17 protein-coding genes are annotated in these 22,147 nt (G+C 65.4%); 9 read left to right on the plus strand and 8 right to left on the minus strand.

Annotation, left to right across the window (positions count from 1 at the left end):
• Position 1: 1 nt before the first annotated feature.
• The 3 genes from pgm to XI02_RS33910 form a co-directional block, all read right to left on the minus strand.
• The gene (gene pgm, locus XI02_RS33900) at positions 2 to 1,642 is read right to left on the minus strand and encodes a phosphoglucomutase (alpha-D-glucose-1,6-bisphosphate-dependent) (protein ID WP_172647217.1); all 1,641 of its coding nucleotides are present in this window, start codon (positions 1,640 to 1,642) and stop codon (positions 2 to 4) included.
• A 136-nt stretch (positions 1,643 to 1,778) separates the two neighbouring features.
• The gene (locus XI02_RS33905) at positions 1,779 to 3,431 is read right to left on the minus strand and encodes an acetolactate synthase large subunit (protein ID WP_069279488.1); all 1,653 of its coding nucleotides are present in this window, start codon (positions 3,429 to 3,431) and stop codon (positions 1,779 to 1,781) included.
• Between the two features lie 78 nt (positions 3,432 to 3,509).
• Positions 3,510 to 6,176 carry a M1 family metallopeptidase gene (locus XI02_RS33910; RefSeq protein WP_172647216.1) on the minus strand — a complete coding sequence of 889 codons (2,667 nt, stop codon included), beginning with the start codon at positions 6,174 to 6,176 and terminating at the stop codon, positions 3,510 to 3,512.
• Between the two features lie 249 nt (positions 6,177 to 6,425).
• Here XI02_RS33910 and XI02_RS33915 point away from each other — a divergent pair, with 249 nt between their 5' ends.
• Positions 6,426 to 7,880 carry a GH1 family beta-glucosidase gene (locus XI02_RS33915; RefSeq protein WP_172647215.1) on the plus strand — a complete coding sequence of 485 codons (1,455 nt, stop codon included), beginning with the start codon at positions 6,426 to 6,428 and terminating at the stop codon, positions 7,878 to 7,880.
• On the opposite strand, the gene XI02_RS33920 is transcribed toward XI02_RS33915, so the two are convergent.
• Positions 7,881 to 8,948: a maleylacetate reductase gene (locus XI02_RS33920; protein ID WP_016842398.1), complete on the minus strand. Its 1,068-nt coding sequence runs from the start codon at positions 8,946 to 8,948 to the stop codon at positions 7,881 to 7,883. It lies immediately after the preceding gene.
• Between the two features lie 19 nt (positions 8,949 to 8,967).
• A complete protein-coding gene (locus XI02_RS33925) occupies positions 8,968 to 9,948 on the minus strand; it encodes a helix-turn-helix domain-containing protein (protein WP_069279491.1) in 981 nt (326 codons plus the stop codon).
• Between the two features lie 164 nt (positions 9,949 to 10,112).
• On the opposite strand from XI02_RS33925, the gene XI02_RS33930 reads away from it, so the two are divergent.
• Entirely contained in the window at positions 10,113 to 10,838 is a 726-nt protein-coding gene (locus XI02_RS33930; protein ID WP_016842396.1) for an alpha/beta hydrolase, read from the plus strand.
• A 189-nt stretch (positions 10,839 to 11,027) separates the two neighbouring features.
• Here XI02_RS33930 and XI02_RS33935 read toward each other — a convergent pair whose 3' ends face one another.
• Together XI02_RS33935 and XI02_RS33940 are read right to left on the minus strand one after the other, a co-directional pair.
• Positions 11,028 to 12,521, minus strand: coding sequence for an NAD(P)/FAD-dependent oxidoreductase (locus tag XI02_RS33935; protein ID WP_172647214.1), 1,494 nt, complete (start codon positions 12,519 to 12,521; stop codon positions 11,028 to 11,030).
• A gap of 120 nt (positions 12,522 to 12,641) precedes the next feature.
• Positions 12,642 to 13,091 (minus strand): cupin domain-containing protein, encoded by a 450-nt coding sequence (locus XI02_RS33940; RefSeq protein ID WP_016842394.1) that lies wholly within the window; start codon positions 13,089 to 13,091, stop codon positions 12,642 to 12,644.
• 262 nt (positions 13,092 to 13,353) lie between these two features.
• On the opposite strand from XI02_RS33940, the gene XI02_RS33945 reads away from it, so the two are divergent.
• The 4 genes from XI02_RS33945 to XI02_RS33960 all read left to right on the plus strand — a co-directional run bounded on the left by XI02_RS33945 (position 13,354) and on the right by XI02_RS33960 (position 16,368).
• The gene (locus XI02_RS33945; RefSeq protein ID WP_026193230.1) at positions 13,354 to 14,376 is read left to right on the plus strand and encodes an AraC family transcriptional regulator; all 1,023 of its coding nucleotides are present in this window, start codon (positions 13,354 to 13,356) and stop codon (positions 14,374 to 14,376) included.
• Between the two features lie 97 nt (positions 14,377 to 14,473).
• Positions 14,474 to 15,340: a S1C family serine protease gene (locus tag XI02_RS33950; protein WP_172647213.1), complete on the plus strand. Its 867-nt coding sequence runs from the start codon at positions 14,474 to 14,476 to the stop codon at positions 15,338 to 15,340.
• A complete protein-coding gene (locus tag XI02_RS33955; protein ID WP_172647212.1) occupies positions 15,337 to 15,711 on the plus strand; it encodes a response regulator transcription factor in 375 nt (124 codons plus the stop codon). Before XI02_RS33950 ends, XI02_RS33955 begins: the two co-directional genes overlap by 4 nt.
• A gap of 444 nt (positions 15,712 to 16,155) precedes the next feature.
• Positions 16,156 to 16,368 (plus strand): hypothetical protein, encoded by a 213-nt coding sequence (locus XI02_RS33960; protein WP_018273308.1) that lies wholly within the window; start codon positions 16,156 to 16,158, stop codon positions 16,366 to 16,368.
• 141 nt (positions 16,369 to 16,509) lie between these two features.
• Here the strand turns inward: XI02_RS33960 and XI02_RS33965 are convergent, their stop codons facing one another.
• Entirely contained in the window at positions 16,510 to 16,860 is a 351-nt protein-coding gene (locus tag XI02_RS33965) for a hypothetical protein (RefSeq protein WP_172647211.1), read from the minus strand.
• A 324-nt stretch (positions 16,861 to 17,184) separates the two neighbouring features.
• Between XI02_RS33965 and XI02_RS33970 the strand changes: the two genes are divergently transcribed.
• From XI02_RS33970 to XI02_RS33980, 3 genes are all read left to right on the plus strand, one after another.
• Positions 17,185 to 18,294, plus strand: a complete 1,110-nt coding sequence (locus XI02_RS33970) for a mandelate racemase/muconate lactonizing enzyme family protein (RefSeq protein ID WP_172647210.1) — start codon at positions 17,185 to 17,187, stop codon at positions 18,292 to 18,294.
• A 129-nt stretch (positions 18,295 to 18,423) separates the two neighbouring features.
• Positions 18,424 to 19,842 carry a M20 family metallopeptidase gene (locus tag XI02_RS33975; protein ID WP_018273311.1) on the plus strand — a complete coding sequence of 473 codons (1,419 nt, stop codon included), beginning with the start codon at positions 18,424 to 18,426 and terminating at the stop codon, positions 19,840 to 19,842.
• A gap of 445 nt (positions 19,843 to 20,287) precedes the next feature.
• Positions 20,288 to 22,078 carry a peptide ABC transporter substrate-binding protein gene (locus XI02_RS33980; protein ID WP_018273312.1) on the plus strand — a complete coding sequence of 597 codons (1,791 nt, stop codon included), beginning with the start codon at positions 20,288 to 20,290 and terminating at the stop codon, positions 22,076 to 22,078.
• Positions 22,079 to 22,147 lie beyond the last annotated feature (69 nt).

Here is a 22,147-nt window from a genome sequence, read left to right on the forward strand (position 1 = left end):
TTCAGAACACCTTGGCGATCGCGGCCTGCGCATCGCGCTGGATCTGCTTCAGATGATCCGGCCCGCGGAAGCTTTCGGCGTAGATCTTGTAGACGTCCTCGGTGCCGGAGGGACGCGCGGCGAACCAGCCCGCCTCGCTCTCGACCTTGATGCCGCCGAACGGCTGGTCGTTGCCCGGCGCCCTGGTCCTGACCGCGCGCACAGCATCGCCGGCGAGCTGCGTCATGCTGAGCTGCTCGGGCCCGAGCGCCTTCAGCGCGTTCTTCTGCTTCGGCGTCGCCGCGACATCGATGCGCTCGTAATAGGGAACGCCGAGTTCGGCGGTCAGCTCGCCAAACAATTCGCTCGGATCGCGGCCGGTCTTGGCGATGATCTCGGCTGCCAAGAGGCCGAGGATGATGCCGTCCTTGTCGGTGGTCCACACCGAGCCGTCGCGCTTCAGGAACGAGGCGCCCGCGCTCTCCTCACCGGCAAAGCCGAAGCCGCCGCTGCCGAGCCCGTCGACGAACCATTTGAAGCCGACCGGCGTCTCGACCAGCTTGCGGTTCAGCTTCTTCGCCACGCGATCGATGATCGAGCTCGACACGATGGTCTTGCCGATCGCGGCGTCCTTGCTCCATTGCGGGCGGTGCGCGAAGAGATAGGCGATCGCGGTGGCGAGGAAGTGGTTCGGGTTCATCAGCCCGTTCGAACGGGTCACGATGCCGTGGCGGTCGGCATCGGTGTCGTTGGCGAAGGCGACGTCGAACCGGTCGCGCATCCCGATCAGGCTCGCCATCGCATAAGGCGACGAGCAGTCCATCCGGATCTTGCCGTCCCAGTCCGCGGTCATGAAGCGGAAGGTCGGATCGACGGCATCATTGACGACGGTGGCATTGATGCCGTAGCGCGCGATGATCGGCTGCCAGTAGTGCACCGCCGCGCCGCCGAGCGGGTCGATGCCGATCTTGACGCCGGCAGACTTGATCAGCGCGAGATCGACGGTGTTGCCGAGATCGGCGACATAGGGCGTGATGTAGTCGTGCAGATGCGTGGTCGCTGCCTTGCGCGCGCGATCATAGGGCAGCCGCGCGACGCCCTTGAGGCCGGCCTCGATATAGCGATTGGCGTTCTTCTCGACCACAGCGGTGACGTCAGTGTCGGCCGGACCGCCATGCGGCGGATTGTATTTGTAGCCGCCGTCCTCCGGCGGGTTGTGTGACGGCGTGATGACGACGCCGTCGGCAAGGCCCGTGCTGCGGCCCTTGTTGTAGCTCAGGATCGCGTGCGAGATCACCGGCGTCGGGGTGTAGCCGCCCTGCGCATCGATCATGATCTCGACGCCGTTCGCCGCGAACACTTCGACCGCGCTGGCCAGCGCCGGCTCGGCCAGCGCGTGGGTGTCGATGCCGATGAACAGCGGCCCGGTAAGGCCCTTCTCGCGCCGGTAATCGCAGATCGCCTGCGTGGTGGCGAGGATATGGTCCTCGTTGAAGGAATTCTTCAGCGACGAGCCGCGATGGCCCGAGGTGCCGAACGCAACCCGCTGGGTAGGATCGCTGGCATCGGGCTTACCGTCAAAATAGGCCGTGACCAGCCGCGGCACATTGGCTAGCGAGGCGGGATCGATGGGTTTGCCGGCGGCAGGATTTGGTGCAGTCACGTGACCTCTCAGATCTGGTATCGCCGACCATCTGCGCAATGGTGATGCCATTGCGCGATATCTTGGCGTGCTACCATGGCGGCTGACGTTCAATCAAGCCGATGGCATTTCGTTCCGTGCCGTCAGCGACAATCCGCTATTCGACATCGATCTGCTGCACCTTCTCGCGCAATTCGTCGACCAGCACCCGCTTGTTCTCGGTATAGTCGATCGGCGCCACGACAAGATGCACGCCGCCGCCGGAAAACGCCCGTTCCAGGGTCGGGACGATCGCATCCGTGCTCGTGATCCGCGAACCCTTGGCGCCGTAGCTTTCGGCGTATTTGACGAAATCCGGATTGCCGAAGGTCAGGCCGAAATCAGGGAAATGATCGACCGCCTGCTTCCAGCGGATCATGCCGTAGGCGGAGTCCTCCAGGATCAGGATCACCAGATTGAGCTTGAGGCGGACCGCAGTCTCCATCTCCTGCGAGTTCATCATGAAGCCGCCGTCGCCGCACACCGCGAGCACGCGGTTCTTCGGATACAGCATCGCGGCCATCATCGCCGACGGCAGGCCGGCGCCCATGGTCGCGAGCGCGTTGTCGAGCAGCAGCGAGTTGGCGAGCAGCGTGCGGTAATTGCGCGCGAACCAGATCTTGTACATGCCGTTGTCGAGTGCGACGATGCCGTCCTCCGGAATCACCTGCCGCACATCGTGCACGATGCGCTGCGGCGTCGGCGGCCAGCGGCCCTCGGTGGCGCGATCGGTGATCTTCGCCAGAATGCCCTGGCGCAGACTGAGCAGCGCGCTGGCATGCGGCAGCTTTCCCTCGACCCGATCGGCCAGCAGCTCAAGGCTCGGACCGACGTCGCCGATCACCTCGCATTGCGGGAAATAGACCTGCTCGACCGTTGCCGGCATGTAGCTGACATGGATCACCTGCGGGCCCTTCGGACCCATGATGAAGGGCGGCTTCTCGACCGTGTCGTGACCGATCGCGATGATGAGGTCGGCGCGGTCGATCGCCTCGTGCACATAGTCGCGCTCGCTCAGCGCAGCGGTTCCCATATACTGATTGGTGCCGCCGGATACCGTGCCCTTGCCCATCTGCGTCGTGAAGAACGGGATTTTCGTGCGCCGCACGAAATCGCCGATCCCGGCGGTCGAACGCGGACGCGATGCCGCCGCACCAAGCATGATCAGCGGGCGCTGCGCCTTCAGGATCATGTCGGCGGCGCGGTCGAGCGCGGCCGCGTGTGCGATCGGAATCTCGATCGGATGCGGCGGTATCATTTCGACCGGCGCAATCTCCTCGCCTGCGATATCTTCCGGCAGTTCGAGCAGCACCGGCCCCGGCCGTTCCTGCGTCGCAATGCGGAAGGCATCACGGACCAGCGTCGGAATGGTCGCGCCGCTGACGATCTGCAGCGATAGCTTGGTCAACGGACGAAACGTGTTGACGATGTCGACAATCTGGAACTTGGCCTGCCGGCTGCTCAAAATGCCCTTCTGTCCCGTCAGCATCACCATCGGCATCGCGCCGAGCAGCGCGTAAGCGGCGCCGGTGGTCAAGTTGAGCGCGCCGGGGCCGAGCGTCGTCATGCAGACGCCGGGCTTACCGGTCAGCCGGCCATAGGTCGCCGCCATGAATGCCGCGGCCTGCTCGTGGCGCGTGACGATCAGTTTGATCGAGGATTTGCGCAGGCTCTCGACGACGTCGAGATTCTCCTCGCCGGGGACGCCGAACACCCGCTCCACGCCCTCGTTCTCGAGGGCAGCGACCAGCAAATCGGAACCTTTGACCATCTCAGCCTCGCATCGTTGATTGCATGCCGCGCACGGAGCATAGCCGCATCGCGTGCCGCCGGAAACTCCCTCGCGATCTCACGGCTTGTGCGCCCTGATCCAGGCATCGGCGGCGGGCAGCACGCGCGCGGCAAGATCGGCCGAGATCGCGATCGCCTGCACGGATCGCGCCACCATCACCCGTCCGCCGGTGGTCGATTGCGACGGAGCAAACGCGGCTAGTTCCGCCGCGTGCGCCTCATCGGTAAAATTGGTCATGAAGTTCGGCACGAACTGGTCGCGGAAGTTCGGCCCCTGCCTTGCCAGCAACGTATCGAAGTTGGTCCGGACGAAGTCCCAGGCAAGCTGCGGCTGCTCGCTGGCGGACGCAACCGCGTTGATCATCCCTGTCACGATCGTGTCGGGCAATTCGCCGGTCAGCGTCAACGCCAGCGTCGCGCGCGCCAGTTCGGCATCGCGGGCGCTTGCCGCCGCGAGATAATAGCGCAGCCTTTCATTGGTCGCCGTGCTGTTGCGCGCGAGCGCCAGCAGCTGGTCGTAGGTTGCCCGATCGGCGGTCACACCGACAACATGCGTGACGGCATCGCGCAATGCGGTCGGAAGCGAATTGGGATCATCGGCGAATGCCGCAAAGCGCCGCTTCGCTTCCGCCACAATAGCCGCATCCCCGAGGTCGCCAAGCGTCGAGATCAGGCTTGCGCGCAACAACGCAGTGTCATCGTCGCCTGAACCGGCACCGTCCCATCCGATCCGATCGAACACCGGGCGCAGCCTGGCGCGGGCATAGGCCTGGATCACCGGCCGCTCGGTGCGGCCGCGCGACAGGCGGTTCAGCGCGGCGAATGTCGAGATCACCTGGTCCCACACCGCGCGATGGTCACCGGCATCGAGCGCATCGAGCAGCGCGAGATAGGACGGCGCCTCCGCGCGGCCCGCCTGCACCAGCGCCCAGCTGTCGGTGACGACATTCAGACGGTCGGCGACCTGCATTTGCGGAAATGCATTCAGCAACGCTGCACGGTTCTTCGGACCGTACTCGACCCTGTAGTAGCCGACGTCGCCGAGGTTGACCTTGATCGCATCGCCGCACGCGCCGGCCGGGATATTGGTGTTCTTCTTCAGCAATATCTCGTCGAACGGCTTGCCATGCGACGGTCCGACCGCGACCGGGATCTGCCAGTTGCGGGCCGGCAGCGGCGGATCGTTGGCAGGCGCGATCACGAAGCGATCCTGCCGCAACGTCAGGCGCTGCGCCACGCCATCGCAGGCTGCCTCGGCCACGACCAGCGGCACGCCGTCCTGCTCGGTGAAGGAGGCGGCGATGCCGGTGATGGTCTTGCCGCCGCTACTCTCGAGCGCCTGCCAGAGATCAGCGGTCGTCGAGTTGCTGTAGGCATGCGCGGCCATGTATTTGCGGATGCCGTCGCGAAATGCCTGTTCGCCGAGATAGGTCTCAAGCATGCGGATCAGCGCCTGCCCCTTGTTGTAGGTGATGGCGTCGAATGCCGTGACTGCTTCACTGTGATCGGCAATCGGCTGCTGCACCGGATGCGAGGTGCGCCGCGCATCGAGCGTCATGGCAAACTGCTTCGCGCCGTAGCCGTTCAGCCAGCCCTGCCACTCTGGATGGAACTGCTCAGAGGCCTTGGTTGCCATCCAGCTGGCAAAACCCTCGTTGAGCCAGAGATTGTCCCACCACGCCATGGTGACGAGATCGCCGAACCACATATGCGCCATCTCGTGCGCGATGATCGCGAAGATGCCGCGCCGCGCGGTCTCCGCAGAGGTCGCGGGGTCGAACAGCAACCGGCTTTCGAAGAAGGTGATGCCACCCCAGTTCTCCATCGCACCGCCGAACCCGCCGGGAACGGCGATCAGGTCGAGCTTCGGCAGCGGATATTTGACGCCGAAATAGTCGTTGTAATAGGCGAGCAGCTTCACCGCGCTGTCGAGCGCGAACCGGCCCTGCCCGCCCTTGCCCTCCGTCGTCACCACGCCGACCGTGACGCCGCCGGCAGCCGCCGTGATCCGCTCGAGCTCGCCCACCACGAGCACGAACAGATAACTCGACATCTTCGGCGTCGGCGCGAACGTGACCTTCTTGAGATCGCCGGCGACCGGCTCCTCGCTCGTGACAGGCATATTGCCGACCGCGAGCAGGTTGCGCGGAATGACGACGGTCAGCGCGAAACTCGCCTTGAACGACGGCTCGTCCCAGCATGGGAAGATCCGCCTTGCATCGGCCGGCTCCAGCTTGCTGGAGATCAGCCGCTTGATCCCGGTCGGGGTCGGATAGTCGACCGAGAACAGGCCGGTGCCGAATTTGTTGATCTGCGCCGTGAAGGCGATGCGCAGTCTGTGGCGGCCCACCGCAAGCGGCTGGGCGAAGGTCATCGTCGCGGTCTGCGCGGTGGCGTCGGTCGCGACCTCCGCGCGCTGCGCGCTGTCATCGATCGTAACCTCTGCGAATGTCGTGTTGACCGCGTTCAGCGTCAGCTGCGCGGTCGCCTCGCGCACCTCGATGTCGACGGTCTCCACCCCAGGCAGAGCGAGGCTCGTGATGTCAGGCCTCAGCTCGATCGCGTAATGCAACGGGACGACCGTCTTCGGCAGCTTTCCGGGCGTGCGGTCGAACGAGAATGTCTGCTCGGCCTGCGCGCTTGCGGCCATCGCCAAAGCCAGGCCGATCGCAGTGGCAAGACGACGCAGCAGCGCCCTTCGGACATGGGTTGCAGGCTTGTTCATCGCGCCCAGCTCACGGGAATCTCGGGGATATTCGGATGTCATTGCGGAAGGACGTAGCAGGCAATCTAGTAGAGAAAATGTCGCCACAAAACTGCCAACTCCGCGACATTGACATCACAATGGTTCGCATTGATTGGTGCGCCGTTCGCCACGGCGCTTTGGCCCACCGACCCTTGTTGCTCAACGGCGGGATGGAAGGCTAACCTACGGCCCGCATTCCAGCGGCAACGTCGGCGACGGGAGACAACAATGTTCGGAAAGTTCTCGCGCCGGCAGTTTGCGGGCCTTGCAGGCCTCTCGGCGCTCGGTTTGACCGGCCCCGCCGAGGCGGCAAACCGTGCGTCGCGGCCGGACGGCACGAACTTTCCCGCGGGCTTCGTCTGGGGCACCGCGACCTCGTCCTACCAGATCGAGGGCGCCGTCAATGAGGACGGCCGCGGCCCATCGATCTGGGACACGTTCACCCATACATCGGGCAAGATCGAGGACGGCTCGACCGGCGACCGCGCCAACGACCACTATCACCGCTACAAGGAGGATGTCCGCCTCATCAAGGAGCTCGGCGCCAAGGCCTATCGCTTCTCGATCGCCTGGCCGCGGGTGTTTCCCGACGGCACCGGCGCGCCGAACCCGAAGGGCCTCGACTTCTACAACCGCCTGGTCGACGAGCTGCTGGCGAACGGCATCGAGCCCTACGCCACGCTCTATCACTGGGACCTGCCGCAGGCGTTGCAGGACCGCGTCGGCGGCTGGCGCTCGCGCGACACCTCGAAGGCATTCGGCGACTATGCCGGCTACGTGGCGCAGCGACTGACGGACCGCGTGAAAAACGTGTTCACCCTCAACGAGGTCGGGCGTTTCCTGCCGTTCGGCTATGCGCTCGGCGTCGACGCCCCGGGGCTGAAGCTGCCGGCGGGCGAGGTGAACCAGGCGCGCCACCACGTCGCGCTGGCGCATGGCCTTGCGGTGCAGGCGATCCGCGCCAAGGGCCGCGCCGGCACGCGGGTCGGGCCGGCCGAGAACATCACCGCCTGCGTACCCGCCTTCAACACGCCGGAGAACATCCGCGCCACCGAGATCGCGACCCGCGAGCTCAACGCAGGCTTTCTCGGTGTCGTCCTCGAAGGCAAGTACACCGAAGGCTTCCTGCAATATGCCGGCGCGGATGCGCCCAAATTCACCGCGGACGAGCTGAAGATCATCTCGCAGCCCAATGATTTCGTCGGGCTGAATATCTACGCGCCGCAATGCTACGTCCTTGCCACCGACCATGCCCCCGGCTGGAAGCCGCTGCCGATGCCGGCTTCCTTCCCGCATATGAGCTCGGAATGGCTGCGGATCGCACCGGAGACGATCTATTGGGCGCCGCGGATCGCCGCCAAGCTGTGGAACATCAAGAGCATCTATATCAGCGAGAACGGCACGTCCGGCGAGGACAAGGTGCATCCGGACGGGCAGATCTACGACCTCGACCGCATCATGTTCCTGCGCAACTACCTCGCGCAGTTGCAGCGCGCGACCGCCGACGGGGTCCCGGTCCACGGCTATTTCCTGTGGAGCCTGATGGATAATTTCGAATGGATATTCGGCTACGAGAAGCGCTTCGGCCTCTACCGGGTGGATTTCGAGACCCAGGCCCGCGTGCCGAAATTGAGCGCGGCGTTCTATCGCGACGTGATCGCGCGCAACGCGATCGGGGTGTGATCATCCGGCTTGCGGCCGCGACCCGGACCACGCACGCTTCAGCAGATCGCGGATACCGCTCTCCTCGATCGGCCGCGGATTCCAGTAGGGATTTTTGGTGGCGAGAGCGGCCGCCTTTGCGATGCCGTGTTCGGGCATGCCGATCTCGGCGAGCGAGCGCGGCGCGCCGAGCCTTGCCGACAGATCGAACAGGCCATCGGCGGCGTCAGCCGTCCCAAGCGCCCTCGCCGCGCGGCTGACTGAATCACGCGCGGCCGGCTCGTTGTAGGCGATGGTGTGCGGCAGCAGCACCGCATGGGTCTCGGCATGCGGCAGGTCGAACAGCGCGCCGACGGTGTGGCAGAGCTTGTGATGCAGCGCCATGCCGACGGTGCCGAGACAGACCGCGCACAGCCACGCGCCATAAAGCGCGTCCGACCGTGCCTCGAGATCGCGCGGCCGCGCGATCACGTCGGGCAGCGACGAGGCAAGCTTCGCGATCGCCTCCTCCGCCATCAGCGAGGTGATCGGGTTGCCGTCCCGCGCGTACAGCGCCTCGGCCGCGTGCGCGATGGCGTTGAGGCCGGAGATCGCCGAGAATTTTTCCGGCATCGAGACGGTCAGGTTGACGTCGTAGATCACGGCCTCGGGCAGAATCTTCGGCGACGATTGCGTGGTCTTGACGCCGTCGACGGTCTCGCCGAGTACCGGCGTCATCTCGGAGCCGGCATAGCTGGTCGGCACGATCAGTTGCGGCAGGTCGGTGCGTAGCGCAATCGCCTTGCTGAGGCCGGTCGCAGCGCCGGCACCGATCGCAACCACGCCGTCCGGCTTGAGCTCGCGGACGATCTCCATCGCACGTTCGGTCACCGCGACCGGCGTGTGCACCACCGCGCCGTCGAACAATCCGGCCACACGGCCGCCGGTCAGCTCAGCGAGATCGCCGAGCTCGGCCTGCTGCCGCCGGCTAGCCAGCACCAGCGCGCGGCTGATGCCGAGCCGGTCGAGCTCGTCCGCCAGCTGCGCGACGGTGCCGACCCCGAACACGACCCGCATCGGGCTGACCTGGTAGGTGAACGGCTGCGCCATGGCGATTTCCAAGCGTTGGTCAGCCGCGGCGCCAGTCGCGCGGCGTGCAGCCGAAGCGATGCCGGAAGCGCCGCGTGAAATGCGACAGGTCGGAAAAGCCCCAGTCGAACGCGATGTCGCCGATCGCGCGCCCGGCGATCACGGGGTCTCTCAGATCGCGCGCCGCGCCGTCGAGGCGGCGATCCATCACATGGCTGGCGAATGTCGTGCCGGCGCGCTCGAACAGTTTGTGGACATAGCGTTCGCTGATGCCGATCGCAGCCGCAATGGCGGCAACGCCGAGCCCGGGCTCGCGCAGCCTGCGGTCCACGGCGCGGCGCAGCGCAAGCCACGTCGCATCGGCAAGGCCGGCGCTTTCGGCAACGCCTGCACGACCGCTGCGCGACAGGCTGAGCGCGACCAGATCGAGCAGCACGCCGAACAGCCGGGCGTTGTCTGTATCGGACGCGCGGAGCGCCGCCGTGTTCAGGACCTGCGCCGTTTCTGTGATGAGATGGCCGACGAAGGGATCATCCGAGACCCGCGCCGGCGCGGCCTCGGGCGCCGACGGCAGCCGTTCATCCAGCGCCTCGGCCGGCACCCAGAACGAGGCGACCTGCAGCGCCGGGCCGCGGTCGTGCAGCAGCGCAAAGCGCTGGCCGCTGTCGAAGATTCCGACCTGTCCCGGCGACAGGCTGATCTCGCGTCCCGCCTGCTGGATCCGGCAGCGGCCGGCGAGCTTCAGATTGAGGTAGTAGCAGCGCCGGCTGGACGCGGCGATGTCGGCAGCGGAGCGCCGCACGACATGCTCCGGGAAGCTGACCCGGTTGACCGCGCCATCCCCGAGTCCAACGGTCTCGACGCGGGCGAGGAAGCCGGGCGTCGCCGGCGGCTCCGGCGTCAGGTTCATGAAGGCCTGGCAGATCGCCTCGCGATAATAGGCAAACTGCTCGCCGGGCCTCGTGTCCGCGGTATTCCAGCTCAGCCTGCGCGAGCGATCCGCGGCGGCGATTTGCTGCATCAGTTCACTCCGAGCCCAGTCCGGTTCGCTCACAGCCAAGCGCGTTCCGCGGGTCCAGGTCAATATCCAGGTCAATATCCATCAGCAACCGGATGAAACTTGCATGTATCCCGGGCCGTCCGGACGCGGCAATCGATCTAACCAAAGCAGACAGGGAGGTACACATGTCGACCTATGTTCTCGTCCATGGCGCCTGGCATACCGGCGCCGAGTTTGAGCCGGTTGCGGCTGCCATCCGCAAGGCCGGCCATGTCGTCCACACCCCGACCGTCAGGGGCAACCGGCCCGGCGACCGGAAGGACTCGGGCCTTGCCGAGGCGATCCAGTCGATCGTGGATTATCTCGCCGAGCATAATCTGAACGACATCGTGCTGGTCGGCCACAGCTATGGCGGCATGGTCATCACGGGCGTCGCCGACGCCGCCATGAACCGCATCCGCCGCCTCGTCTACTGGAACGCGTTCGTGCCAAACAATGGCGAGTGCCTCAACGACATGGTGCCGCCGCACTATCGCGGCCTGTTCGATGCGATCCACGCCGAGCGCGGCGACGGCTCGGTGGTGCTGCCGTTCCCGATCTGGCGCGAAGCCTTCATCAACGACGCCGATCTCGAGACGGCGCAGCGCGCCTATGACAAGCTCAACCCGCATCCCCTGAAGACCTTTCAGGACAAGATCGCGCTGCGCACCAATCCGGCCGAGATGCCCATCGCGAAGTCCTACGTGAACTGCACGGAGGACACCGCGATGCCGCACAGCCTGCCCTGGCATCCGAGGTTGTCGGAGAAGCTCGGGCTGTTCCGCCTGGTCCAGGTGTCCGGCAGCCACGAACTGTGCTTCTCCAATCCCGAGCGCCTGGCGCAGGCCTTCCTCGACGCCGGCCGCGATTGATCGATGCCGGCGAGAGAGCGGCTGCACCTCTCCCCAACGGGGAGAGGTCGATTTGCGTAGCAAATCGGGTGAGGGGCGGCAGTTCCAACGAGAGACCGTAACCCCTCACCCGGCGCTGCGCGCCGACCTCTCCCAAGGGAGAGGTAAACCCTCTGATGCCGCATCAGCCCAATCTAATCTTATCGCACGCTACGCCACCGCCCTGTATGCCGGCGCGGTCGCGAGGAAGCGGGCATAAGCGTCCGCGTCCGGCGGCGTGAACTTTTCGACCAGCGGGTTGCGGCGCGACGCCTTGGTGCCGATGTCCGCCAGCAGCTCGTCGAAATGCTTGAAATGATACGGCGCGACGCACAGCCCGCCATAGACGCCCGCTGCCGGACGCTCGACGCGCTTGAAGTTCAGCATCATCGCGATGTTGCTATTCATCTCGGCCGCGCTCGGCTGCCGTGCCAGCTGGCCATCGGCGTAGCGCACCAGCCAGTTCGCGGCGAGATCGGCGCACAGCACGGTGCAGAAGCTCGAATTGAAGCCGACAAAGCCCATGTCGGGCAGATCGGGATTGGCGATCAGCCGGTAGAGCCGGTACTGCCCGTCGGGCTCGACCAGCTTGTTCTGATACTCCTCGGGCAGGAACGGCACGCCGAGCTTGTAGCCGATCGCGAGCACCGCGATGTCGGCCGCGACGCGCTGGCCGCCGCTCATCACGATGGTCTTGCCGTCGTAATGGTCGAAGGTGCCGCGCACTGCCTTGATCCGGCCGTCGGCGACCATCGGATAGAAGCCGGGTGTTGCGATCGGCACCGAGCAGTTGACACCGTCCTCGATCCGCTCCTTCGGCACCATGCCGCATTGCTTCAGCTTGAGCTGCATCTTCAGCATGCTCTCGAGCCCGCGCCAGTTCGCCCAGACGAACGGCTTTGCCGCGACATGCGCGAGGCGTGCCATCGGCCCGATGCCCCAGCTCGCAAACATCTGCTCCTGGGCGCGGATGTAGAGGATGCGCTTGAAGTTGACGAGGCCGCCGACGAAATAGGGAATCCGCCAGACCGGCTCGCGAAACACGATGGTGACTTCGCTGGCGCCGGAATTGACCGCATTCACCGCGATGTCGGTCGCCGATTTGGAGCCGCCGAGCACCACCACCTTGCGGCCCTTGGCGAGCATGGGATCGCTGTATTGCGATGAATGCAGGATCTGCCCGCCCTGCGCCTTGAAGCCTTCCTCGCCGGCCAGCGGCAAGGTCTGCGGCTCGTTGAATTGCCCGGTGCAGACCGCGACGAAGTCGAAATCCTCGTGGCCGGTGGCGCCGTCGGTCGAGCGCAGCGCCAGCGTCCAGCCCGGCCTGCTGTCGGCACGGCGCTTCATGCCTTCGACCTTGGTGTCGAATCGCATCGCGCCGTCGAGCCCGTGGCTGCGGGCGTAGTCGCGCAAATAGGCATGGACCTGCGGACCCTTCGGCCATTCCGGATAGGACTCCGGCATCGCCTTGTCGGTGTAGCGATAGAGCTCCTTCGGGCTCTGGGTCTGCACGTCGGGATAGGAGCGCGCCGGCTCCCAAACCCCGCCGAGATCGCCGCTGCGCTCGATGACGGTCACCTTGTGGCCGCGACCGGCAAAGGCCTTGCCGGCGGCGAGCCCGGAAATGCCGGCGCCGATGACGCACACATGCTTCTGCTTGACCATGAAACCGCTCCGAATTGAATGAACAGGTCCAATTTCGTTAGACGCACGCGTCCCCGTCATCGCCGGAGTCCAGCTCCGGCGATTGCCGCCTCGCGTGCGTATTGTCTGTTTGGCCGCCGGCTAGTCGTTGGCTTCCGGCGGCAGAAAATCCACCTCGTGCTCGGCGGAGATACGTACTACCTCGACGGGGTCCTGCAGATTGTGCAGCTTCTCGAACAGCGCCTCGAGCTTCTGCATCGGCGACACCCAGAACAGCGCCCGCGCCGGCTTGTCCGACTTGTTGAAATAGCCGTGCGGGATGCCGCGCGGCATGCGCACCAGGTCGCCGGCCTTGGCCTGCACCCAGACACCGTCGAGCTTGAGGTCGAGCACGCCCTCCTGCACCAGGATGAACTCGTCCTGGGTCGGGTGGATGTGCACCGGCACGAACTGGCCGGGGTCGCTGTTGGTCTCGAACGCGAAGGTCGAGTCGGTGATCGCTTTCGGATAGTAGACCTGGCCCAGGATATTCCAGGTCTTGCCGCCGTAGCCGGTGCCGGTTCGGGTAATGCCTTTTTCGAGCGTGCCCATGTCAGCCTCTCCAGTTTTGATGCGCATTGCCGGCACGGAGCCTGTCGCCGGCCGGTGAGGCTGTCTAGCCGATAAACGAATCCGCACCCGGCACCTCATGCTGCAATGCGGGAGCGCGGCGCCGAGCAGCGTCCGCCCAATGCCGCCGCATTCGCCTGCGCTCAGATCGGGCAGATTGCACGACGAAACGGCGTTCCCCTTTGCCGCGGGATGCTCTAGGCTGCACGATGTTTTAGACCTCAAACAACTCCGGACGGCCGGCGTGACTGCTGTTGGCAACGAGGTTTCGGCAAGGGCAAGTTCGGCAAGGCTCAAGGATTTCGCGCGCGTGGCGACGGCGCGCGTCGATGACGCGGCGGAAGCGATCGGCCGCATCTTCTGCCCGCACGATCTGACGCCGGTCGATCATTCCGCGAGCGATTTCTCCGCGCATCACAATTGCGCCGGCTTCGACGGCTTCTCCGTCAACTATGTCGCCTATGGCGGATCGGTCGCGATCAATCCCGGCTGCCTCGACCGCTTCTTCCTGTTTCAGATGCCGCTGTCCGGCTCGGCCTCGGTGCGGACCGCCGCGCGCGAGCTCACCACCGGACCACGACACACCGCCTCGCTGCTGTCGCCGACCATTCCGACCGAAATGACCTGGCGCGGCGACTGCGCCCAGCTCATTTTGCTGCTCGACCGCAAGCTGGTCGAGCATCGCGCCGCGGCGCTTGGCGGCGTGACGGTGAGGCCGGTCGAGTTCGATCCGGCCATCGCGCTGAGCGGGCCGCTCGGGCAGACGCTCTCGGCCAGGATCGAGCATCTTGTCACGGCCGCCGAGCAGCTCGGGCCGCGCAAGACCTTGTCGGCGGTCGCGGCGGCTGATTGGCGCGAGTCGTTTCTCAATGTCCTGCTCAACGGGCAGCGGCACAGCCTGAGTTCGGCGATCGATGTCTTCAACGGCCGCACTGAGGCCCAGCCGGCCGCCTTGAAACGCGTGCGCGCCTTTCTGGAGAGCCGGGCGACCGAGCCGCTGGACCTCGCCGAGCTTGCGGAGATCGCGGGCACCGGCATCCGCGCGCTGCAACTCGGCTTCCGCCGTCACTTCGGCACCACCGTGTCCGAGATGTTGCTCGACATCCGCCTCGCCCATCTCAACGCCCGCCTCAAGACGGCGCGGCCGGGCGAACGCATCGTCGATATTGCATTCGACCTCGGCTTTACCCATCTGAGCCGGATGGCGAGCGCCTACCGCGCCAAGTTCGGCGAGAGCCCGAAGGCGACCCTGCAGCGGCTGAGCTAAACGGCAGTTCCGGGCGGCCCGGCCACGCCCTGCCCATCCGGCCAGTATCGCCGTCAGCCGCGACGTCCCAGATTGAGGGAAGCCAACGGAGTTTCCCATGACCGAACCGCATATCCTGTCCTCGCTGTCGTCAGCCCTTGCGGAGACCATTGCGCGCGCTGCGCCCGCAATCGTCTCCGTGCATTCGCATCGCGCGCGCGCCACGGGCTTTGTCTGGAAGACGGGCCTCGTCGTCACCGCTGACGAAGCGCTGGCCGACGAGGGCGAGATCGAAATCCAGTTCGCCGACGGCAGCCGCAGGCCAGCGACCGTCGTCGGACGCGACCACACCACCGACATCGCGCTGCTGCGCGTCGAAGGCGACGTCGCCCCCGTCAAGCTCTCGACCGGGAGCCCCGCGCTGGGATCGCTCGCGGTGATCGTCGCCGCCGACCGCGGCGCGCCGACCGCGCGGCTCGGCGTGGTCGCCCTGTCGGGCCCGGCCTGGCGCAGCCTGCGCGGCGGCGAAATCGATGCACGGATCGAGCTCGACGTCCTGCTGCGGCACAACCAGCAGGGTGGCCTGGCGCTGAACGCCGCGGGCGAGCCGTTCGGCATGGCCGTGCTCGGCCCGCGCCGCGTGCTGACGATCCCGGCTGCGACCATCGAGCGGGTCGCAACGCAGCTCGAGAAGAGCGGCCGCATCGCGCGCGGATATCTTGGCGTCGGCTTGCAGCCGGTCCGTCTCGACGACGGCCTCGGCGCGATGGTGATGAACGTCGACAAGGCCGGCCCCTCGGCCGCGGCCGGCATCCGGCAGGGCGACGTGATCATTGCCGTGAATGGCGAGAAGCTGTCCGGCGTGCGGGCGCTGTCGCGCGGCCTCGGACCGCAGAGCGTCGGCATGGTGGTCGAGCTTACCGTGCATCGCGGCGGCGAGCCGCTGAACTTCAAGGTGACGGTCGGCGAGAGGCCCGAGACGTGAGCGGCGAGCCGGCCAACGAGATCGTCATCGCGCTCGAGGTCGACGACGCCGTCCTCGCCGATCGGCTGGCGACCCTGCTCGGCAGCGTCGCCGACCTGCGGCTCGCCGCGCCGGGCGAACAGGCCATGGCAGCGGTCGTCGCACGCAACCGCGAGGCCGCGGGGGCCGGCGACTTCGAGCTGACGCCGCGCGAGCTCGACGTGCTGGCGCTGCTGGCCGAAGGCGCATCCAACAAGATGATCGCACAGCGGCTCGGAATTTCCGTCCACACCGCCAAGTTTCATGTCGGCTCCCTGCTCGACAAGCTCGACGCCACCGGCCGCACCGACGCCGTCGCCCATGCCGCGCGGCGCGGGGTGATAAATTTGTGAGGTAGACTGCGGGACTTGGTGGAGATGGGTTGACCTTTCCTTCGGCCGTCCCTGCGAAAGCAGAGGCCCATACGCCGCGGCGGATGTTGCAGGCGAGACTCATCATTGTCGTCCTGGCGAAAGCCAGGAGCCATAACCACCGCATTTGATTGTGAACGAGATCGTAGCCCCAGCGTCGCGCAACAATGCGTACTTGGGGTAATGGGTCCTGGCTTTCGCCAGGACGACACTAAGAAGCGCCCCTCGATCGGGTGAGACGCGCAAACCATACACTGAGTTGCTCTTCCGATAACGCGAAATATTGTTCATCCGGCCACTGAACAGCGACCCCAAATCAGTGATTGGGAAAAATTCCGCCCTGCGGACACCCGACTCAGTATTCGACCGGATACAGACGCCTTCACGATCTGGCTATGCAATCTTCAGCCAACAAGAAGAAACGGCATGAAGAAGCTGATCGGTCGTCATCGGGACATTCAATACACACTCACCAACATCGAACCCGACCTCTGGGCCTGGTCGTTCGACATCAACGGCAAGACCAGGCAAGGCACCACGCGCGCGCGGCTCGACCTGCTGGCGCGGCGGCGCGTCTGCACGCTGATCGATCGCGAGTTGAAACGCGCGGAACGTGCCAGGCCCAACCAGCCTGACTGATCGCTTGCCCCGGTGAACGTCCACTGGACGGGCCGCGTACCTATGAGAAATGAAAACTCCCGCAGCGCCGGCTGCGGGAGTTGTTGGCATCGGTGGCCGCGGGGAGGTCCAACCACCGATACCGACATTCGCTGACCCTGGTCAGGCCGTTTTGGCGAACATCGTCAGCACGCCATCGGCAATGTTGATGGCGACGACCTGCGACGAAGTCAGGCCCTTGGCCTTGAGCGCGGAGACCGCCTGCGGTGTCGCGTCAATCGACTTCCGAAGCGACTGGATGTCGTCCTCCTTGGTCTTTGCCATCGCATCCTCGATCTTCGATCGCATCTCGGGCTTGAGGTCCTTGATGTCGACGACCTGTATGCTCCGGATGACAGTGGATTGATCAGATGACTGCGGCGGCTCCTTGGGTTGCGCGCCTTGCGCTTGCACCAAGGCGGGCGTTCCGAGGACGAGCGCGGCAACAGTGACGGATGCTGTGAGATTGCGCATGGTCGATTCCTTTTCGAGGTCAGCAAGTGATAAAACCTACGCGCGAAGTTTGGCTGGCGTCTGATTTTTCCGTGGCTATTCATTGGAGCCAATGCGACCGCAATGCGGGCATCGACGCGCGCCCGACCGCCGCGCCGACGTCCAGCGCGTGTCACCGCCACGGCACGTCGGCCGATCCCATGTCCGGTATGACCGCCGATCTGCACGGTGGTCATATGCCTTGTATCTCCGAAGGCACGCCGATCGCTCAAGGCAGACATTCGCACGCGCAAGGTTGCGGCCGGCAGGCGCTTTTGGAATCGTGCACCGCGCATTGCATCGTCCATGACAAGGAGTTCCGGCGTGGCCATCCTCAAGGACTTCAGCATCGGATTCTACAAGATCCCGCTCCCGGTGGTGCTGAGCGACAGCACGCATGGCGAGATCAAGGCGTTCGAGCTCGTCGCGATCCGCGCCCGCGATGCCGACGGTGCGGAAGGCACCGGCTACACCTACACAGTCGGCCGCAATGGCGGCGCCGTCGCCGATATTCTGAGCCGCGAAATCGGCGACATCGCGCGCGGGATGGAGGCCGACGACACCGAGCAGCTTTGGCACAAGGTGTGGTGGGCGCTGCATTATGGCGGTCGCGGCGGGCCGGCAGTGCTGGCGCTGTCCGCGCTCGACATCGCGTTGTGGGACCTCAAGGCGCGGCGGGCATCGCTGCCGCTGTGGCGGCTGCTCGGCGGCTTCGACCGTCGCGTGCCCTGCTATGCCGGCGGCATCGATCTTGATCTGCCGCTGGATGGTTTGCTGAAGCAGACCGACGACAATCTGGCCAAGGGCTTTCGTGCCATCAAGATGAAGGTCGGCCGGCCGAGCCTTGCGTCCGACGTGGCGCGCGTGAAGGCGATGCGCGGTCATCTCGGCGACGAGTTTCCGCTGATGGCCGACGCCAACATGAAATGGACCGTCGAGGAAGCGATCCGCGCCGCGCGCGCCCTGCAACCGTTCGACCTGACCTGGCTCGAGGAGCCGACCATCCCGGACGACGTCGCGGGACACGCCCGCATCCTGCAGGCCGGCGGCGTGCCGATCGCGGCCGGCGAGAACCTGCGCAGCCTGTGGGAGTTCAAGCCCTATATCGCCGGCGGCGCGCTATCCTACGCCGAGCCCGACGTCACCAATTGCGGCGGCGTGACCAGCTTCATGAAGATCGCGCGCCTCGCCGAGGCCTTCAATATTCCCGTCACCAGTCACGGCGCGCATGACATCACCGTGCAGCTGCTGGCGGCGTGCCCGAACCGGTCGTATCTCGAGGCGCACGGCTTCGGTCTCGATCGCTATATCGAGCATCCACTGGTTCTGGAGCAGGGCATGGCGATCGCGCCGGATCGCCCGGGGCACGGCATCGCCTTCGACTGGAAGGGCCTGGAGCGGCTCAGCGCCGCCTGACGCAGAAATATTTCTGCACACCAAGACGTGACATTCGGAAAAGCAGGTCCGCCGCGGCGCGCTAGGCGGCGTCGCGGCAAGCTGCTAGCGTTTCGCGCTTCAGATTGCCCTAGTTGAGGATCGGAGCAAATGGACAACCGTAGTGATGTTTGGCGCGGCGTCGACGCGATCAAGCCGCGTTTCATCGAATTGAGCGACCGGGTCTGGGCGATGCCCGAGGTCTGCTACACCGAGGCGCGCTCATCCGCCGAACATCTGGCCGAACTGCGCCATCAGGGATTCCGCATCACCGAGAACGTCGCCGACATCCCGACCGCGGTAATGGGCGAATGGGGTGAAGGCGGCCCGGTGATCGCGTTCCTCGGCGAATATGACGCCCTGCCCGGTCTCAGCCAGGAGGCCGGAATCGCGGAGCATCGCCCGGTCGAGAGCGGCGGCCACGGCCATGGCTGCGGACATAATCTGCTCGGCTCCTCCGCGCTGCTCGCCGCGACCGCGGTGAAGGACTGGCTTGCGGCCAACAAGGTGCCGGGCCGCGTGCGCTATTACGGCTGTCCCGCCGAGGAAGGCGGCGCGGCAAAGGCCTTCATGGTGCGCTGTGGCGCGTTCGAGGACGCCGACATCGCCATCACCTGGCATCCGCACAGTTTCTGGGAGGTGGCGGTGACACCGTCGCTCGCCAATACCCGCGCCGACTTCATCTTCACCGGGCGCACCTCGCATGCGGCGGCCTCGCCGCATCTCGGCCGCAGCGCGCTCGATGCGGTGGAATTGATGAATGTCGGCGTCAACTACATGCGCGAGCACATGCCGAGCGACGCCCGCGTGCACTACGCGCTGCTCGACACCGGCGGCATCGCGCCCAACGTGGTGCAGGCCCATGCCCGGGTGCGTTATTCAATCCGCGCCCGCGACCTGCCCGGCATGAACGAGCTGGTCGAGCGCGTGCACAAGATCGCGCAGGGCGCGGCGCTGATGACCGAGACCAAGGTGGAGATGAAGATCATCTCCGCGGTCTCCAACATCCTGCCCAACACGCCGCTGGAACAGACGCTGCACCGGATCATGGAAGAGCTCGGCCCGCCGCATTTCGACGATGCCGACAAGGATTTCGCCGGCAAGATCCGCGCGACCCTGACCGACAAGGACATCGCCTCGGTCTATTACGCGATCGGCATGGAGCCGACCGACCGGCCGCTCGCCGATTTCCTGGTGCCGATCGACGCCAAGCGCAATCCGCTGATCGGCTCGACCGACGTCGGCGACGTCAGCTGGGTGGTGCCGACGGTGCAGGTTCATGCACCGACGGTTGCAATCGGCACGCCGTTCCACACCTGGCAGGTTGTGGCGCAGGGCAAGACGCCGGCCGCGCACAAGGCGATGGTGCAGGCCGCCAAGGCGATGGCCGGCCTCGGCGTCAAGGCGCTGATGGAGCCGGAACTGATCGCGGCCGCCAAGGCCGACCTCAAGAAGCGGATCACAAGAACGCCCTATGTCAGTCCGCTGCCGGCGAATGTTGCACCGCCGTTGGACATGTCGATCGCCTGAGAGCCGCATTGAGGCCGGACCTGCTCTCCGGGATCAAGCAATCGCATATCCGCATCGTCATGGCCGGGCTTGTCCCGGCCATCCACGTCTTTCTCACGCGGAAACGGAGACGTGGATGCCCGGCACAAGGCCGGGCATGACGAGTTTGGGGAGGGATCGCTTCAGACGCGGACTCCGGCCTGCGTGGCAAAAAAGCATCTCGGAACAAAGGATAACGAACAAATTTTCCGCACTGCGAGGCGCGCCCGGGCGCGCTTTTGGCGCCGATCTGCTGAACCGATGTGCGGCGGGGGGAGGTTCTGCACAAGCGATAGCCAAAAGACCTAGGCGCTGAAGGGCGGGAGGCGTTGACCTTCGCGATCATTCGGTGTGCCATCCTGCCGCCAACACGGCGGCCGGTTCCACGGCCCGCCGCAATAGCCAATTGAGCCGGACCGAGGGGACAATGTTCGACAAGAATCTGCGTGGCATGATCGACGACGTGAAGGACGGGCGGATGGATCGCCGCGCCTTCGTCAAGCGAATGATTGCCGTCGGCCTCACCGCGCCGATGGCCAACCAGATTCTTGCGATCGGCGGCGTCGCGATGGCGCAGAGCCCGAATCCCTACAAGCCGACCAAGCGCGGCGGCGGCGGTCCGCTGAAGCTGTTGTGGTGGCAGGGCCCGACCTTGCTCAATCCGCACTTCGCCACCGGCACCAAGGACCAGGACGGCTCGCGGCTGTTCTACGAACCGCTGGCAAGCTGGGACGTCGACGGCCATCTCAACCCGATCCTCGCCGCCGAAATCCCCTCGATCCAGAACGGCGGACTTTCCAAAGATGCCAAGACGGTGGTCTGGAAACTCAAGCCCGGCGTCAAATGGCATGACGGCAAACCCTTCACCGCCGACGACGTCGTGTTCAACTGGGAATATGCCACCGACCCCGCGACCGCGGCGGTCTCGAGCGGCACCTATTCCGGCATGACCGTGGAGAAGGTCGACGACCTCACGGTCCGCATCAAGTTCAAGGATCCGACGCCGTTCTGGGCCAACGCGTTCGTCGGCGCCTATGGCTGCATCATCCCGAAGCATTTGTTCGCCGAGTACAAGGGCAGCAAGTCGCGCGAGGCGCCGAACAATCTGAAGCCGGTCGGCACCAGCCCCTACAAGTTCGTCGAGTTCAAGCCGGGCGATCTGGTGCGCGGCGAGATCAACCCCGATTATCACATGCCGAACCGGCCCTATTTCGACACGATCGAGATGAAGGGCGGCGGCGATGCGGTGTCGGCGGCGCGCGCGGTGATCCAGACCGGCGAATATGATTTCGCCTGGAACATCCAGGTCGAGGACGAGGTGCTGCTGCGGCTGGAAAAGGGCGGCAAGGGCAAGACGCTCTATGCCGTCGGCGGCGACATCGAATTCATCGCCATCAACTTCACCGACCCGAATACCGAGGTCGACGGCGAACGCTCGTCGATCAAGACCAAGCATCCGATCCTGTCGGATCCGGCGGTGCGCAAGGCGCTGGCGCTGCTAGTCGACCGCGACTCCGTCAAGAAGGTGATCTACGGCCGCGCCGGCCGCACCACCGCCAATTATCTCAACGGCCCCGAGGAGTTCGTTTCCAAGAACACCAAATGGGAGTTCTCGGTCGAGAAGGCGAGCGCGCTGCTCGAACAGGCCGGCTGGAAGGTCGGCTCCGACGGCATCCGCGAGAAGGACGGCAAGAAGCTGAAGCTCCTGTACCAGACCTCGATCAACGGCCCGCGGCAGAAGACCCAGGCGATCGTCAAGCAGGCCTGCCAGAAGGCCGGCATCGACGTCGAGCTGAAGTCGGTGGTGGCCTCGGTGTTCTTCTCCTCGGACGTCGCCAACCCCGACACCTATTCCAAGTTCTACGCCGACATCGAGATGTTCCAGATCCCGATGACGCAACCCGACCCGGGCCTGCACATGCGCCGCTATCTGTCGCGCAATGTCGCGACCAAGGAGAACAAGTGGCAAGGGCAGAACTTCCCGCGTTGGGTCAACAAGGATTTCGACGCCGCGATCGAGGCGGCCGATACCGAGACCGATCCGATCAAGCGGGCCGAGCTCTACATCAAGTGCAACGATCTGATGTGGCAGGACACGGTGGTGATCCCGGTGATGCACCGCCTCGCGGTGGAAGCCTGCTCCAACACGGTGCGGCCCGCGCTCTCCGGCTGGGCCAACCAGACCGACAATCTGCAAGACTGGTATCGTGAAACCTGAGATGTGACGTGCTCGGAATCGAACGGGCACTCTTCTCCCTCTCCTCGTTCTTACGGGTCGAGACGAGCG

The organism is Bradyrhizobium sp. CCBAU 21365, from assembly GCF_015291305.1.
GTDB lineage: Bacteria > Pseudomonadota > Alphaproteobacteria > Rhizobiales > Xanthobacteraceae > Bradyrhizobium > Bradyrhizobium elkanii.

Coding starts and splice junctions, on each gene's coding strand:
- XI02_RS33905 (WP_069279488.1), bottom strand. CDS start 3,431: ATGGTCAAAGGTTCCGATTTGCTGGTCGCTGCCCTCGAGAACGAGGGC.
- XI02_RS33910 (WP_172647216.1), bottom strand. CDS start 6,176: ATGAACAAGCCTGCAACCCATGTCCGAAGGGCGCTGCTGCGTCGTCTT.
- XI02_RS33915 (WP_172647215.1), top strand. CDS start 6,426: ATGTTCGGAAAGTTCTCGCGCCGGCAGTTTGCGGGCCTTGCAGGCCTC.
- XI02_RS33920 (WP_016842398.1), bottom strand. CDS start 8,948: ATGGCGCAGCCGTTCACCTACCAGGTCAGCCCGATGCGGGTCGTGTTC.
- XI02_RS33925 (WP_069279491.1), bottom strand. CDS start 9,948: ATGCAGCAAATCGCCGCCGCGGATCGCTCGCGCAGGCTGAGCTGGAAT.
- XI02_RS33930 (WP_016842396.1), top strand. CDS start 10,113: ATGTCGACCTATGTTCTCGTCCATGGCGCCTGGCATACCGGCGCCGAG.
- XI02_RS33935 (WP_172647214.1), bottom strand. CDS start 12,521: ATGGTCAAGCAGAAGCATGTGTGCGTCATCGGCGCCGGCATTTCCGGG.
- XI02_RS33940 (WP_016842394.1), bottom strand. CDS start 13,091: ATGGGCACGCTCGAAAAAGGCATTACCCGAACCGGCACCGGCTACGGC.
- XI02_RS33950 (WP_172647213.1), top strand. CDS start 14,474: ATGACCGAACCGCATATCCTGTCCTCGCTGTCGTCAGCCCTTGCGGAG.
- XI02_RS33960 (WP_018273308.1), top strand. CDS start 16,156: ATGAAGAAGCTGATCGGTCGTCATCGGGACATTCAATACACACTCACC.
- XI02_RS33965 (WP_172647211.1), bottom strand. CDS start 16,860: ATGCGCAATCTCACAGCATCCGTCACTGTTGCCGCGCTCGTCCTCGGA.
- XI02_RS33970 (WP_172647210.1), top strand. CDS start 17,185: ATGACAAGGAGTTCCGGCGTGGCCATCCTCAAGGACTTCAGCATCGGA.
- XI02_RS33975 (WP_018273311.1), top strand. CDS start 18,424: ATGGACAACCGTAGTGATGTTTGGCGCGGCGTCGACGCGATCAAGCCG.
- XI02_RS33980 (WP_018273312.1), top strand. CDS start 20,288: ATGTTCGACAAGAATCTGCGTGGCATGATCGACGACGTGAAGGACGGG.